The sequence below is a fragment of the Bifidobacterium sp. WK041_4_12 genome (assembly GCF_041080795.1).
In the GTDB taxonomy this organism is placed as follows: domain Bacteria; phylum Actinomycetota; class Actinomycetes; order Actinomycetales; family Bifidobacteriaceae; genus Bombiscardovia; species Bombiscardovia aquikefiricola.
In genome coordinates, this window is record NZ_CP129674.1 from 379732 (window position 1) to 395656 (window position 15925).

10 protein-coding genes are annotated in these 15925 nt (G+C 54.9%); 4 read left to right on the forward strand and 6 right to left on the reverse strand.

Annotated elements, in window-relative coordinates; translation table 11 throughout:
- Positions 1–127: 127 nt before the first annotated feature.
- The 5 genes from QN215_RS01650 to QN215_RS01670 form a co-directional block, all read right to left on the reverse strand.
- The gene (locus QN215_RS01650; RefSeq protein WP_369344408.1) at positions 128–1522 is read right to left on the reverse strand and encodes an aspartate aminotransferase family protein; all 1395 of its coding nucleotides are present in this window, start codon (positions 1520–1522) and stop codon (positions 128–130) included.
- A gap of 200 nt (positions 1523–1722) precedes the next feature.
- Positions 1723–2886: a PotD/PotF family extracellular solute-binding protein gene (locus QN215_RS01655; RefSeq protein WP_369344409.1), complete on the reverse strand. Its 1164-nt coding sequence runs from the start codon at positions 2884–2886 to the stop codon at positions 1723–1725.
- A gap of 28 nt (positions 2887–2914) precedes the next feature.
- Positions 2915–3877 (reverse strand): ABC transporter permease, encoded by a 963-nt coding sequence (locus tag QN215_RS01660; RefSeq protein WP_369344411.1) that lies wholly within the window; start codon positions 3875–3877, stop codon positions 2915–2917.
- Positions 3878–3882: 5 nt separating this feature from the next.
- Positions 3883–4845 carry an ABC transporter permease gene (locus QN215_RS01665; protein WP_369344412.1) on the reverse strand — a complete coding sequence of 321 codons (963 nt, stop codon included), beginning with the start codon at positions 4843–4845 and terminating at the stop codon, positions 3883–3885.
- Entirely contained in the window at positions 4842–5888 is a 1047-nt protein-coding gene (locus tag QN215_RS01670) for an ABC transporter ATP-binding protein (RefSeq protein WP_369344413.1), read from the reverse strand. The genes QN215_RS01665 and QN215_RS01670 overlap by 4 nt, the downstream gene beginning before the upstream one ends.
- 359 nt (positions 5889–6247) lie before the next feature.
- Here QN215_RS01670 and QN215_RS01675 point away from each other — a divergent pair, with 359 nt between their 5' ends.
- Together QN215_RS01675 and QN215_RS01680 are read left to right on the forward strand one after the other, a co-directional pair.
- The gene (locus tag QN215_RS01675; RefSeq protein ID WP_369344414.1) at positions 6248–6733 is read left to right on the forward strand and encodes an Lrp/AsnC family transcriptional regulator; all 486 of its coding nucleotides are present in this window, start codon (positions 6248–6250) and stop codon (positions 6731–6733) included.
- Positions 6734–6810: 77 nt separating this feature from the next.
- Positions 6811–7794: a DMT family transporter gene (locus QN215_RS01680; RefSeq protein WP_369344415.1), complete on the forward strand. Its 984-nt coding sequence runs from the start codon at positions 6811–6813 to the stop codon at positions 7792–7794.
- A 70-nt stretch (positions 7795–7864) separates the two neighbouring features.
- On the opposite strand, the gene QN215_RS01685 is transcribed toward QN215_RS01680, so the two are convergent.
- Positions 7865–9220 carry an NAD-dependent succinate-semialdehyde dehydrogenase gene (locus tag QN215_RS01685; RefSeq protein ID WP_369344416.1) on the reverse strand — a complete coding sequence of 452 codons (1356 nt, stop codon included), beginning with the start codon at positions 9218–9220 and terminating at the stop codon, positions 7865–7867.
- A gap of 241 nt (positions 9221–9461) precedes the next feature.
- Between QN215_RS01685 and QN215_RS01690 the strand changes: the two genes are divergently transcribed.
- Together QN215_RS01690 and QN215_RS01695 are read left to right on the forward strand one after the other, a co-directional pair.
- Positions 9462–14612 (forward strand): ATP-dependent helicase, encoded by a 5151-nt coding sequence (locus tag QN215_RS01690; protein WP_404978511.1) that lies wholly within the window; start codon positions 9462–9464, stop codon positions 14610–14612.
- 100 nt (positions 14613–14712) lie between these two features.
- Complete coding sequence (locus QN215_RS01695; protein WP_369344417.1) at positions 14713–15876, forward strand: Acg family FMN-binding oxidoreductase; 1164 nt, start codon at positions 14713–14715, stop codon at positions 15874–15876.
- The last annotated feature ends 49 nt before the right edge of the window (positions 15877–15925 follow it).

Here is a 15925-nt window from a genome sequence, read left to right on the forward strand (position 1 = left end):
CAATGTCCGTGAAATGTGGGTTATAGGGCAATGAAGTAGATACTTCTGAAAATATAAAATTGTGCCGTGGGTGTGCGCCGTGGAAAGGAGTTCACGACGCGCACCCACGGCACACGTATTTGGGGGATCAGTCCTTCGTGAGATCGTGGGCCATTTCATCGAATGCCGAAATGTACGCGTCAACGGCTGCATAATCATGAGCCACCGAAAGCGTCCACTCCTCTTCGCGGCCTGGTGTCATGAACACGCCCCGGTTCATGGCATACAGCCAGCAGAGTTCGTTGAGTTCACTGCGCTGACCTTCACGGAAGGTGACGTAATCCACGACTTTCTTGGGGGAGAAGGTGATGCAGCCTTTTGCGCCGAAGCCGACGGCGTATCCTGGGAAGCCAAAGCGTTTGACAACGTCGGTGCAGCCTTCCATGAGCCTGCTGTTCAGATCGTCGAAATGTGCGTAGGCTTCTGGAGTCAGCACTTGCTCAAGATTGGCGCGCGCGGCGGCAACGCACAGAGGATTGCCGCTGTATGTGCCGACCTGGTACACCTCGCCATCCTCAACGACGCTCATAACCTCTTCGGTTCCTCCGATGACTCCCATCGGGAGACCGCCGCCAAGAGCTTTCGAAACGGTAACCATGTCAGGAGTCACGCCGAACAATTGGGTTGCTCCGCCTGGCCCAATCGTCAAACCGGTCTTCACCTCATCGAAGATCAGCACGATGCCATGCTTTTTGGTGATGGCTCGAACCGCTTCAAGATAGCCTGGTTCAGGCGGGACGATACCCATGTTCATCAGGCAGGGTTCCATGATCAAACATGCTGGAGGGTTCCCCTCCTTCTCCATTTCAACGATGCGATGTTCAAACGCCTCCGCGTTATTGAACGGCACGGGCACGGTGAGAGGGATGGTCGCCTTGGGAATACCGGCGCCATAGGGGAGTGACTTGAGATGGTTCGGATCGCCAATCTTGTCATAGTCCTCACTGATGGAAATCATGACGGCATCGTGATGGCCGTGATAGGAGCCAAAAATCTTCATGAAATAGTCACGATGCGTATACGCTCGCGCGATGCGGATCGCATCCATGGTCGCTTCGGAACCAGAGTTGGTGTAACGCCATTTTGGTAGGTTGAAACGCTTCGAAAGTTCACCGGCAAGAATGTAATCATCCTCATCGGGGACGGCGAAATGCGTTCCTTTCGGGAAGCGCTCGTCGATGGCCTTGCCGATTATGGGGTTGCCGTGGCCTTGAATCATGGCACCGAAGCCGTTGTGGAAATCGTAATATTCGTTGCCATCAACGTCGTAGATTCTGGAGCCCTTTCCGTGGTCAACGTAAATTGGCCAGGGGTCACGAAGCTGGTACGATGACGCGACACCATTGCACAGGTGAACCCGCGCCTTTTCATACATTTCCCGCGACTTGACGAGCTTGCTGTTGAGCAGCTCGCTCTCCTTGGCCGTGAGTTCCTTAATCCTTGTTGGATTGATAACGGTAGTTCTGTCAATGACTGTTGACATGACGTATTCCTCACTGCTACCGGCCTGCGTAAGCACGATTGCTATGGTTGAAAACTTGCTATTCGAAACCCGGCCTGCGGTTCTATAAGCAATATAAGCTAATCAGTTATATATTTCCAAGATATTTCGCATATAAACCACGAAATTCGTAATAAAATGTCATATTTTTTTAAATTATAGGGCGTTGATAGCCGTATGTTCTAATGCTGCGCGAAGTCCTCATAGAGTTCGGTGTAATAATCGTTGACGGTATTTGAACACTGTTGCTCCAGGGTGAGAGTTTTCGCTTCGGCATCGTTTGGCACCACCGCATTCACCTTGCGCATCGCTTCAGGCAGTAGGTCATCGCCACCCTTCAGCACGCTTCCCGAGCCGCCGGTCTCTTCAACGGCCTGCTTGTTCTTTGCGTCAAGCATGTAATTCAGGAAGGTCAATGCCTGGCCCACATGCTTGGATCCGCGCACAATGGTGGCTGTGTCGACATACATGCTCGTGCCGTCTTTGGGATATACGAACCGTAGATGAGGATTGCTCTGTATGGCCTGGTATGCGTCAAAACTCCAAGCCATGCCAAGCTTCTCCTCTCCTGATGCGAGGCGGTCTGCAACACCGTCCGAACTCATGACACCAACCTTGCCTTTGAACGATGAAAGCAGGGTGTCGGCCTTTTGATAGTCGGTCTTTCTGGTTGAGCACTGCTTCGCGCCGACAGCGCGTAATGCCGCATTGGCTATCTCCACTTGATCGTTCAACAGCTGCACCTTTCCTGCCGCTGCCGGCGGATTGAAGAACTGCTTCCATGTCGTTGGCGCTTGCGCACTGCTAAGCACGGTTGAATCGTATACGAATCCTGTGTAGCCGACGATATAGGGAATCGAATATTCCTGATGTGGGTCATAATACTGGTGTGTTAGCTCCGTTTTTATCATCGAGGCGTTGGGTAGGCTGGCAATGTCTATCTTTTGCAGCAGGCCGTCGGCAATCAATTGCTTGACCATGTAATCGCTTGGCATGACAATGTCATATCCTGCGCCGCCGCTGGATTGCAACTTGGCTTCAAGAGCCTCATTGCTGTCATATGTGTCGATGGTGAGCTTGGTTCCTGTGGCCTTCTCATAGGCTTTCTGCACATCGGGAGTCACATAGTCGGCCCAGGTGTAAATATGCAATTCGCCGCCGCGTGCGGCCTGCGACCATGTGATTGCCGTGTCACCTGCGCCACCTGAGGGCATGACGCTGTCGCTGACACCTCCGCTGCATGCTGCCAGGGAAATCGCCATGGCCGACGATATCAGCGATGCTGCGATGCGTGCAGCGTTTTTCAGCAGGCGAGGGGAGTGGTGTTGCCAATGTTGAGCTTTCATGATGTGTGCCTCATATCCCATAACAACTTCATTTGCGGTTCTGTGAACGGGTGAGCAGCGTGGACGTTATCGTAACGATGACTGCGAGCAGCAGGAGCAGCGTGGCGACCACGTTGACGCTGGGATTCACACCTTTGCGTATCAACGAGAAGATATAGATGGGCAAGGTTGTGGTTCCCGCCGATGTAAGAAAATTGGAAATCATGAAATCGTCCATGGAGACGACAAAGGCCATCAAGGCGCCTGAGACGATTGCCGGGGTGAGCATCGGGAGCGTGATGCGGCGGACGGTCTGCAATGTCGAGGCGCCCAAATCCTCTGCGGCTTCAAAGCATGTGTGGTCAAGGGTTGACAGGCGTGAACGAATCGGCATCACGACGAAGGGTATGCAGAATGTGGTGTGAGCAAGCACCAGTGGCAGGAAGCCCGGTGTCAGACCAATCAAACGAATCAGTGACATGGTGGAAACACCCAGAACGACCTCCGGGATAATCAGTGAGACGTTAATCAGCGATGTCGCCAACGTTGAGCCTGCCAATGACATGTGATCAACGGCGAGCACAAACAGTACGCCAATCACGCTCGAACAGAGCGTTGCGATGCATGCCACCTCAAGTGATGTCAATGTTGCGCCAAGAATGTTGTTGTCGGAAAAGACCCTGCCATACCATTCGAATGAAAAACCGTGCCAGAGCAGGGCCTGCTGTCCCCGGTTGAACGAGAATATGATGATGAACAGCATTGGCACATACAGGAATGCCAGCGACAATATGCTCATAAGCGCCACGAAGGGGAAGCGTTTGAGTGGGTCTTGCCTATTGCCTGAGCGCGTTGTGCTGAACGGTCTGTTGGGCTGCTTGTGAGCCAGCCATTCGGGGCTGGCAATGGAGTTGGGCTCCTCACCGCTGGCAATTCGGTCGGCCTGGGTTTGTGCGACAAGATCAGCGAATTCAGCATCGTTGCGCTCACTCGTTTTGGTACTGTCCTTCATGATCTTCATAATGTGATCCCCGCATTTCGTGAGGCGCGTCCGCCCATATAGGTGGCGACAGCCATGCCTATGAGCGTGATGACCAGAATGGTTGTTGACAATGAAGCCCCGAGCGGCCAGTTGCGAGCCTCTGAAAATTCAGAGGCGATGAGATTGCCAACCATCAGCACTCTGCCGCCTCCCAGCAGCACCGGCTGTAAATATGCGCCGAACGCTGGAATAAAGCACAGTGCAATGCCTGACATGACGCCCGGTCTGGCCGCACGTAGAATGATGCGTCGCATGACGGTGAGCTTGCGCGCTCCAAGATCATATGCCGCTTCAACAAGACGAAAATCGAAACCGGACAACGTGGAGTACATCGGAAGGATTGCGAAAGGCAGGAAGGTATATATCAGGCCGATAACCGATGCGGATTGCGTGTACAGCAGTTGCTGGCTACCGAATCCGAGGAATCTGAGAAGTCCGTTAATCGGACCATTCTCATTGAGAATGAGCATCCACGCATAGGTTCGAACCAGCTCGTTGGTCCAGAACGGTATGGTCACGGCCAGCACAAGCAATTGCTGAACGCGTGGCTTTTTCAGCGACATCCACAGGGCGATCGGGAAGGACAGCGCGATGCATACGACAGTCGTGAGCAATGCTTGCCATAGCGACGTGCCCAGCACCGACACGTATCGCAAGTCGAAGGAAACGGTGTCGGTGAAGTTGTGATTGAACAGCAGCGACTCATATGCGTCGGTTGAGAATGAGAAAACGACCCCACCGCCGGATTCCGGTCGGCTCATGAAGGAGAAGGCAATGATGACGCCGATAGGTCCAAGGGTAAACACCAGGCCCACTAGTACCGCAGGCCACGCATACCAGTGATTGAGCAGACCGGGCAATTGACGTTGCGCCGTGCCAAAAAGTCTGCGCAGGCCGGTGGCTGGCCTGGCATTGGAAGAATCCATATTGCTGCTCATTGATCCACCACCCTGAGATGCTGTGGGCGAATGCTGAGCGACACCTTCCCATGCTCATGCAACACGTCGGTATTGAATGGTGCAGGCACGCGTACCAAGACAGTTGTGTTATTGTCCAGCTGAACCTCGCAACGCATATTGGTTCCCATGAAGGTTTGCGAGATGATCGTGCCGTGTATGGCCGATTCCTTGGGATCGTGCAGCGTGATGTTCTCTGGACGCACGGCAAGGGTCAGCGGGGAACCGGTGGGTACCTTTCCCAGATCTTGCTCGACAGGCAGGTCGATGTGTGCAACGGTCACGGCATTGTCATCTGCCTTGTGTGCCGTTATGAAATTGATGTCTCCGATGAAATCGGCCACAAAGCGGTTGACCGGCTTGTCGTATATCTCCTCGGGCGTGCCAACCTGTTCGGGCTTGCCTTTTGAAAACACGGCTATATGATCTCCCATCGAAAGCGCCTCCTCCTGATCGTGGGTCACGAACACGAAGGTGATGCCCGTCTCTCGCTGTATGCGCTTCAATTCCACCTGCATTTGACGCCTCAGCTTGAAGTCCAGGGCCGAGAGCGATTCGTCCAGCAACAGGACCTTGGGACTTTTTGCCAAGGCGCGGGCGAGAGCGACGCGCTGTTGCTGGCCTCCTGAAAGCTGGTCGGGCTTGCGTGCTCCCCGGTCGCCCAGATGGACAAGATCAAGCATTTCCTGTACGCGTTTTCGTATGTCTGCGCGCGGCTTCCCTTCCATTTCAAGGCCGAACGCGACATTCTCCGCCACCGTGAGGTGTGGGAATAGGGCGTAGCTTTGGAATACGGTGTTTACAGGCCGCGAATACGGGGGCATGCCGTCAATGCGCGTGTTCCCCAGATATATCTCTCCCGCATCGAGGGATTCCAAACCGGCAATGGCTCGAAGGAGCGTTGTTTTCCCACATCCGGAAGGGCTAAGCATGACGAAGAATTCACCAGGACGTATTTCGAGATTCGCCTGGTCCAATGCGCGAACTTCGCTTCCTTCGGCGGATGTAAACACTTTCGTCGCCATATTGATGGTGAGGCCCATCTCTTGATGAGTTTCGAATTGTCGGCTAGTTGTAGCGCTTTGCTTTGATATCACAGCAAACTACCTCCTTCGCTGCTGTCCCTCGCGGAGATTTTCTGCCATACAGCTAAGAATGCGCAATCATGGACGAGATGGAGTCAGCAACCTATTGCAACGAAAAACTAATTTAATTGTGTACTTCGCTACGAATAACACTGCAAAATATTCATTTTGCTATGTAAATCATGAGATTATTACAAATGCTGCTGATTTCATCAAGGTAAAGAAACGATTACCTCTCAATCTGTTCGTAACATAAGGTCCACAGCGTTATGGGTCTTCGGTGATGAGATAATGGAGGAATGACAGCCAAAACCAATGACACAAGCCGAGAAGTCGCTAAACCCTTGCTTGACGATATCAATAAAACAATTATCAAGGAACTGCAAAAAGATGGGCGGCGATCCTTCGTTGCCATAGGCAAACTCGTCGGGCTTTCCGAGGCTGCCGTGCGTAGCCGGGTTCAGCGCCTTACCGACAGCGGCATGATTCAAATCGTTGCGGTCACCAATCCCATGCAGCTGGGATATCATCGTCAGGCCATGATCGGGGTGACCTTGAGTGGCGCGTTGGAGCCGGTCGTTGCCGAGCTCAAGGCCATCACAAACATCGACTACATCGTCGTGACCGCTGGCAGATATGATCTCTTGCTTGAGGTGTTCTGTGTGTCCGATGCCGAGCTGCTGGACCTGGTGAGTACCATTCGCAAGCTCTCTGGGGTGAATCGCACGGAGATTTTCACTTACCTGCAATTGGCCTCCGAACATTATAATTTCGGTGTTCTCTGAGTTTTTGGCAACGATATATATTTCATAAATCTCAAATTGCTTCGATAATCGAAACATAATCAGTGCATGCTTGGTTTATGCAAGCTAAGCAGACAGCTCCGCTGTCCACGTCTGAGACGACTGCAGACCGTGGCTCGGACAAGGCGTATTCGTGCGCCCAGCATCATTCGTCAGTGTTCGGCCGCTTCTCTGGGGTGATTCCGCACGTGATGCTGCTGGGAGCGGCGGCGATCTGGGGAAGTACATATGCTGTTTCCAAATCTGCGATGGAGGTTATCTCACCGCAATGGCTGCTCGCCATCCGCACTCTGCTGGGTGCGCTCATACTTGGTCTTGTGTGCCGCCATCGCCTGCACGCCGTGTGCAATCGACGCACGATGATGATGGCAGTTGGCGTGGCCGTCGTATATTACATCGCGTTCCTGGCGCAGATGAAGGGTCTCACGCTTATCAGTCCGGGACGTAGCGCGTTTCTTAGCGCACTCTATTGTGTGATAATCCCGCTGATTCAATGGGGCATGAGGCATCGTGCACCCGGCTTGCATCATATTGTCGCTGCCGTGCTGTGTCTGATTGGCGTTGGCTGTGTTGCTCATGACTCCGCCGCAGCCGGATCGGGAATGTCAGTTCTGGGCGATGCTTTGACCATTGCCTGTGCCGTGGCGTTCGCCGTGTATTTCTATGCGCTTGGCAGCCTCAGTGCCACCATTGATGCGATGGCGCTCACCTTCGTTATTTTTCTGGTCTCAGGCGTGCTGTTTCTCATAGGAGCGTTGTTCACAGAACCATTCCCCACGCATATCGCCCAGCAACATACATGGATTGCCGTGCTGTACCTGGTATGCGCAGCCGTCGGAGCCCAGGTGTTGCAAAACCTGGGCCTTGCTCGCACCTCTGCGATGGAAGCGTCCATCGTGCTCTCCACGGACACGGTTTTTGCCTTGGTGATTTCAGTCATATGGTTCGCGGAACGTCCAAGCGGCATTGCGCTCATCGGTTTTGCCTGTATCTTTTTGGCAGTGCTGCTGGCTGTCACGATGGAACGATTTGTCCGCAATTGACCAGCGGAGCGTGAAGATTGGCATGCGAACGCTGCCGTGCTTCCTGACTGGGCGAACCGTGCCTTACAAGTCACTCCTGATGGGTAGAGATAAGCTTCAAGTTCACGAATTCACGAATGCCCGGAGTTCCCATTTCGCGGCCGAATCCTGAATTCTTCACACCGCCGAAGGGCATTTCAGCCGAGTCTGCTCCGGATTCGTTGATGTAAACCATCCCGGCATCGATCTGCGCTGCAACGCGAGCCGCCTGCTTGGCATCCGTGGTGAATAGGTATGAGCCAAGACCATATGGCGTGTCGTTTGCCAGGGCTATGGCCTCCTCCTCTGAACTCACGCGATAGAATTGCGCGACCGGACCAAAGAACTCTTCATGTCGGGCCGCCGCACCTTGTGGAATGTCGGTTAGCACGCATGCCGGGAAGAAAGCCCCATGGTTATCCGCAGAACCCATGTCCAGCGTTGCACCCGCATCCAATGCGGCATGAACCTGACCGCTCAATCGTTCCGCTGCCTGAACGGAGCACAGGGGCGCAAGCTTGAGTTTGGATGCGAATGCCTTGAATTTGCTGAGGAATTCGTCATACAGTGCGTCCACAATGATGAAGCGTTTCGCCCCGTTGCAGATTTGGCCGCAATTTTCAAATCGTGCGGCGGCTCCAGCTTCGACAGCGGCATCCATGTTGTCGGTGCTGAGCACAATGAATGGATCGTTTCCACCCAGTTCGCACACGACTTTTTTCAGATGACTACCCGCCTGCTGAGCTATGTCTTTGCCTGCTCGTTCGGAACCGGTGAGTGAGACGCCTCTCACGCGGGGGTCGGCGATGATGGTACGGACCTGTTCAAAACTTGCATACACATTGGTGTATGCGCCTTCAGGGAATCCTGCCTGTGAAAAAATCTGCTCCATCGCTGCGGCGGATTGCGGGCATAGTTCTGCATGTTTCAAAATGATGGTGTTGCCAAGCATGAGATTGGGGGCAGCGAAGCGGGTAACCTGATAATACGGATAATTCCAAGGTTGAATGCCAAGAAGCACGCCGATTGGTGATTTGCGCATGGTCGCCGTGCCGCCGGAAACTCTGGCGACCGGTTCATCGTCCAACAATGCGACACCGTGATCGGCATAATAGCGGTAGATGTCGGCGGTGAACCCCACCTCTCCCACGGCTTCCTCATGGCTTTTGCCCATCTCGTGGGTAATGATGTTCGCAAGGCTTTCCGTATTGCTCGCATAGATGTCAGCCACCTGTGACAGCAGACGTGCGCGTTCGTGTTTCGTGCTCGTTTTTCCCCATGTGCGATATGCGTGATCCGCGTGGTCGAGAGTCGTGGCTATCTGCTCGTCGCTCGCCAGTGCATACCGTCGTTCGACTTCGCCTGTTGCTGGGTTGGTCACTGCATACGATTGTTGCTTCTTGGTCATGATGACTGGGGTCCTTAGCATTGACAAATCTGAATAAATAATACTAATATAGTGAAATTATTACGATAATACAACGATATACATCACGTATACCGAATATTACCAAGCAAACAATAACAAGGATGTTACATGTGCCTTGTGATGCCCACAGCGGCTGCAAGCAGTCATGCCCCCGCATCATATGGCTCGCTGCATGCTTCCATACTGTTCGGAGGTCGTGGTGGTGAGCGAGCATGGGGGTATGGACCCGACGCTTTCTCTATTTTCAGCAGTGACAGCTTCGTGGTTCGAACGCAGCCTGGGCGCGCCGACGCAGGTGCAACGAGAATCGTGGCCGATCATTGCAAGCGGCGAGCATGTACTCATCAGTGCCCCAACAGGTTCCGGCAAGACCTTGTCAGCATTTCTCTATGCCATCGACCGCCTCTACAAAGAGCATAATCAGCTTCATGCGCGCAGTCATGACAGTCATCATCGCACTGAACAGCCCAGCAGCCGAGGCGCAAAGGGGAATCGGCCGGTGACAGGAGATCAAGACCATGCAGGCGTTCGCGTGCTGTACATATCTCCTCTCAAGGCTCTGGGCACCGATATCGCGCGGAATCTGACCTCGCCTTTGCTCGGCATTACGCAGCTTGCACGGCAGGAGGAGCAGGATTCGCATGAGACGGGCGCATCGTCCGTGTCTGATATCAGTGTCGGCGTGCGCAGCGGTGATTCCACGCCACAGCAGCGACGCATGATTGCCCGACATCCGCCCGAGATACTGGTCACCACCCCTGAGTCGTTGTATCTGATGCTCACCTCCAAAGTGCGCACTATTCTTTCGAGCGTCGATACGGTGATCGTTGATGAGATTCATGCCTTGGCGGGCAACAAGCGTGGTGCGCATCTTGCGCTCAGCCTTGAACGGCTCGAAGCTTTGGCCTTTCAACCGATTCAGCGCATCGGATTGTCCGCCACAGTGCGGCCCTTGGATGAGGTTGCACGTTTTCTCGGTGGTGGCCGAGCTGTGCGCGTGGTGTCCGTTCCCGAAAGTCCAAGGATGGATCTTCGCGTCGTCGAGCCGCTGGCTGACATGCGCGATCTGACCACGGGCGTGGACGATGATGACCATGCTGGTGGTTCAATCTGGCCACACATTGAGCGACAGGTGCTCGACATCGTGCTCCAGCATCACACCACCTTGGTATTCGTCAATTCACGCGGACTGGCGGAACGACTGACCGCGCGTCTGAACGATCTCTTTGCCGAATCCGACCGAGCCGCAAGCCATACAGTGAATAACGCTGCCAAACATCTTCGATCCACAGTCGGTTCAACAAGCGAAATGGTTCACGCTGGCGACGATGTCAATGATATTGCGATGGCACATCACGGTTCGGTATCCAAAGAACGTCGAAGGCATGTTGAGGCATCCTTGAAAGCTGGACGGCTGCGGTGTGTGGTAGCTACATCAAGCCTTGAGCTCGGCATTGATATGGGATCGGTTGATATGGTCGTGCAGATAGCGCCGCCTCTTTCTGTGTCCAGCGCCTTGCAGCGCGTAGGGCGAGCCGACCATCGTGTCAAAGGGGTTTCGCACGCGGTGTTCTTCCCGCTGACGCGCGAGCAGATTGCCGGCACCGCAGCCACAATCGAAAGCATGCGTGACGGTCGCATTGAGACGATATCGGTTCCGAAGAATCCGCTCGATATTCTCGCACAACACTGTGTCGCCGCCGCAGCAATGGACGATCTCAATGCTGATGCGTGGTATGAGACAGTAAGGCGCAGCGCTCCCTTCGCGCATCTGAGCAGAGCGATGTTCGATGCGGTGCTGGGAATGCTTTCTGGTGCATACTCGACGAGTAAGTTTTCCGCATTCAGACCGATACTGGTCTGGAATCGCAAGGATGGTGCGATAACGGCGAGACCTGGTGCGCAGCGCTTGGCCGTCACCTCCGGTGGCACCATACCCGACAGGGGAAGTTTCACCGTCGTGCTTCCAGAAAGTGACGCCCAGGGTGGTTCGCGACGTGTGGGTGAACTGGACGAGGAAATGGTGTACGAGTCGCGCGTCGGCGATGTGATTACCCTCGGCACCTCGACATGGCAGATACGAGAAATCACGCGAGACAGGGTTATCGTCGTGCCCGCACCGGGGCAATCCGCCCGGCTGCCATTCTGGCATGGCAACGGTAACGGCAGAGACAGCGAGTATGGAACGTCGTATGGCGCGTTTCTGCGCACGGCGAGTGCAGGTCTGCTTGATGATGACAGTGACACGGATGGTGACAACGGCAGCGACGACGATACCGACAACGGCAGCGATGCAACGGCAGACGAATCTCACGCAGCGTTGCAACGATACGTTCAAGAACGCGCCCAATTCAACCCGGCGATGGAAACGCGCCTGAAGCGCGACGGCCTCGATGAATATGCCAGAAGCAACCTTGCGGCGTTGCTGCGCGAGCAGCGACTCAGCACAGGCACCGTTCCCGACGATCTCTGCATTGTCGTGGAACGCTGCCCCGACGAGGAAGAGGATTGGCGCGTTATCGTGCATTCACCCTATGGGCGCAGAGTGCACGAGCCGTGGGCCATGTGCATATCGGCACGCTTGCGCGAACGCTATGGATACGATGGCGCAGTCTACGCAGCCGACGATGGTATCGTGCTGCGCATTCCCAAGGCGGATGCCATGCCTAATGCGCGTGAACTCCTCGCATTCGACACCGATCAGCTTGAATCAATGATCCGAGACGAAGTCGGTCAGTCAGCCTTGTTTGCTGCACATTTCCGTGAATGCGCCGCCAGAGCGCTGTTCATGCCCAGACAGAACCCTGCAACACGCGTCCCCTTATGGCAGCAGCGCCTGAGAGCCTCACAGCTGCTCGGAGCGGCACGCAGTGTGCGCAATTTTCCCCTGGTACTGGAAACAACCCGTGAATGCCTGCAGGATGTGTACGACATGCCTGCACTCAAGGCGTTGATGACGCGCATTCTGGCAGGGGAGGTACGACTGCTTGACGTGCAGACTGCAACGCCATCACCCTTCGCGTCATCCCTGCTCTTCTCATACACCGGAGCCTTCCTGTATGCTTCCGACGCTCCGCAGGCCGAACGCGCGGCCTCGACACTCTCCGTGGACCCGGCAGTCCTTGAAGGATTGCTGGGTGACATCAATGTCTCGCAGTTGCTCAACGCCGAGGTCATCAAAGAGCTCGAGTCTGAATTGCAGCGTACCGCGCCAGAACGCCATGGCGTGGGAGCTGAAGGGATAGCCGATTTGCTCAGAGTGCTCGGGCCTCTCAGCACCACTGAAATACTGCAGCGATGGAATCCCGAGCCTTCTTTCTCTGATAGCGGCAGCAGCCAACGGCAGTCAAATCACCGGCAGTCAGATTCCGAGCAACTCAATCGCAAGCAATTGGATGACGAGCGAGACAAGGCGCTGCAGGCAGATCTGGAGCTGCTGCTGCAACAGCAACGCATCGCTCGCATCTCTCTGGATAATGGCGAAGGTTGGGCCACCGCTCAGGACGCGCAGACATTGGAACACAGTCCAGATGATGCCGGGATTAAGGATCTTGTGCTTCGATATGCGCGACGGCACGGCCCATTTTCAACCAGGACCATAGCGCAGCGCTTTGACCTCACCACGTCACAGGCGCATGAGCTGCTTCAGGACTTGCAACTGCGTGATGGCATCTTGAATGTGCAAGGCCAGTCAGCTTCCGGCACCACAGTTTCCGATACCACAGCGTCCGATACGGCAAACACTCCCACGAATGCAGATATCGAACGAGCCGACGATGGACAGTGGCTTCACTCCGAGGTCTTTCGCATACTGCGCTCGCGGTCGCTCACACGTGTACGCAGCTCTATTGCCCCCGTGAAAGCTGAGGTGTTCCAAGCTTTTCTGCTGTCTCGCCAAGGTGTGGGATCGCCGGGGAATGGTGCTTATCAAGGCGAGGAGGGGCTGGCGAGGGTCATTGAGCAGCTTGAAGGGTTGGCGCTGCCAGCCGCATTGTGGGAATCTGACGTGTTCAGGTGCAGAGTGCGTGACTACACTCCCAGCATGCTTGATGCTCTGCTCGCCACAGGACAGGTGATATGGCTGGGGTCTCGTCAGGGTGGGCAATCCGGCATGCCCGCAGTGGCGTTCTACCTGTCTCAATCTGATATGTTGCGTGGATATCTGCAAGTTGCACAGCAGTCGCGCACACAAGATGATGCGCGTGATGCGCGTGATGCGCGTGAAGGGCAGAGCGAAAGCGATGACCACGATGCTCAGTCACAGGCATTCCAGGTGCGTACCGGCATTCTTGAACGCATCGCATCAGGTGGAGCATTTCTTTCCCGACAACTCGCTGCTGAAGGTACAGGCAGCGATGTGCTGTCGCGCGAATTATGGGATTTGGTATGGCAGGGTCGCCTCACGAACAGCACCTTTGCCCCATTGAGAGCGTATCTTGCCGCAACGCACCATAGCGCGCAGCATCATGGCATGCAGCGAATGCGAGCATCTTCGTCGCTGCGGTCACAGGGCAGAGCATATGTCGCGCAAGCCCGTGCGCAGGCACTCAATGCCAGCAACACACTGGATGAACTGTCTGGCCTGTGGCATGCACCTGATGCGATGGTTCGTGCGGACAGTGGCTCCGGCTCCGATGCGAGCAGCAGTGGCGACATCGCGGCGTATGCGCTTGCTCTGGTCGAGACGATGCTTGACCGCTATGGTGTGATTTCGCCAGCCGTGGTGAATGCTGAAGGGGTAGAAGGCGGTTTCTCGGCCCTATACCCGGTATTGCGCCATTTGGAGGAGCACGGCCAGGTGGTGCGTGGAATGTACATCACAGGATTCGGAGCAGCCCAGTTTGCCAGCTCTGCAACGGTAAACACCTTGCGAACATTCCGACATGACTTCTCACAGGTGCGCAGCGGTGAAGATGATTCCAGTTCGCAGGCAATCGTTGTCGATGCCACCGATCCGGCAAATCTGTATGGAGTCGCATTGCCGTGGCCTGCAGCCAAGGAAGCGCAACCCATACGGCAGGCGAGCGATGCTGACAGGAGCGAGAGTGCCAGTGAGAACGCTGAATCCGGTGCTGGCAATGTCGGTATCAAAGCGATGCGGCGAATGGGCACGGTTGTGGTGATGATGCATGGGCGCGTGGTGCTTCATGCCAGCCAGACAGGGCATCGGGTACTGACCTTTGACGATGATCGGGAGCCGCTGCGTGCAGGCTTCGATGCATTGGCGCGTCACATTCACTCCACCACTGATCGTTCCGTCACCTTCTCTACGGTCAATGGTGAGAACGTGTTGTCGAATCCCACGGTGCGAGGAATCATGCAGACCGTCGGCTTCGTGCCGGTGCCGCAGGGCATGAGGCTGTATCATTGATGTCAATCAATCCGTCAACTTGCTCGCAACCCTCATCGCTTCAGGGAATTGGCAGGGTCGCTGCATAGCTGCAACGTTGCTTGACTGCATTGCATAGGCGATGGATTGGGTGTTTCCGGCTGCACAGCGCCGCGCAACAGCAGAATACGCAAAGGTGAACGAGAGCAACGTTGAGGTTGATATTGAGTTCACGCAAACAGTGAACAAGGGAATGGCGGAAGACACCATGGATGCGACCAACACCAGTGCTGATGCGAATACCGGCACCGACACGAGCACGAGCACAAGCACAAGCACCGGCATACAGCGTCAACACATGTTGCAATTCATCAGATGCGCCACGCAAGCACCGTCTGGCCATAATACGCAACCGTGGAAATTCAGGATACATGACGGGCACACGATAGACATCGTGCCCGATTTTGCAAAAACCCTGCCGGTAGTCGACACGAATAACAGAGAATTGTATATCAGTCTGGGCTGCGCACTGGAAAACCTCTGCATAGCTGCCGGGCACGAAGGGTATGGGTATGACATTGTCAGCCAAGGCAAACAGGGCATCACCATACATCTTGCCAAGGGAACGTCAGAAAACGAGGACGGCCTGTTTACGCAGATCAAAGCCCGGCAAACCAATAGAGGCGTGTATAGCGGCCGGACGATGGACGACGAGACACTACTCGCGCTGGATCAAGTGCGCGTCCAGCCCGATACGCGCATGTATGTCGCCAAGATTGGCGAACGCTTCGCCGACACATTGACACAGTACATCGTGCAAGGCAATGACATGCAAATGAATGATGACGATTTCAAGAACGAGTTGATATCGTGGATGCGCTTTACCAAGGGAGAAGTCGAAAGGATGCGGGATGGGCTGGCACATGACGTCATGGGCTTTCCCGCCATTCCCCGCGCCGTCGGCAGACTGATAGTGGGCGGCTTCTTGAAGCCACGCAAGCAGAACGAGTCAGACCTGGCGAAGATACGCTCATCATCCCATCTGGTGCTGCTGACGACGAAGCATAATACGGTATCCGAATGGATTGATCTAGGCAGAACCTTGGAAAGCCTGCTGCTTACCGCGACGAAATTCAATCTGGCACACGCCTACCTGAACCCGCCCTGTGAGATTGCAGCGCTGGCCGATGGCATGAGAACGGCATTGCCGATACACGAAGAGTATCCATCACTGATAGTGCGCCTCGGCTATGCAGACCCGATGCCATGTTCGCCGCGACAAAGCGTAGAAAAAGTGATTGAATAGCATGAAACAAGCGTGTCAAGAGTTGCACGAACGATAAGGTGCAGGGCGG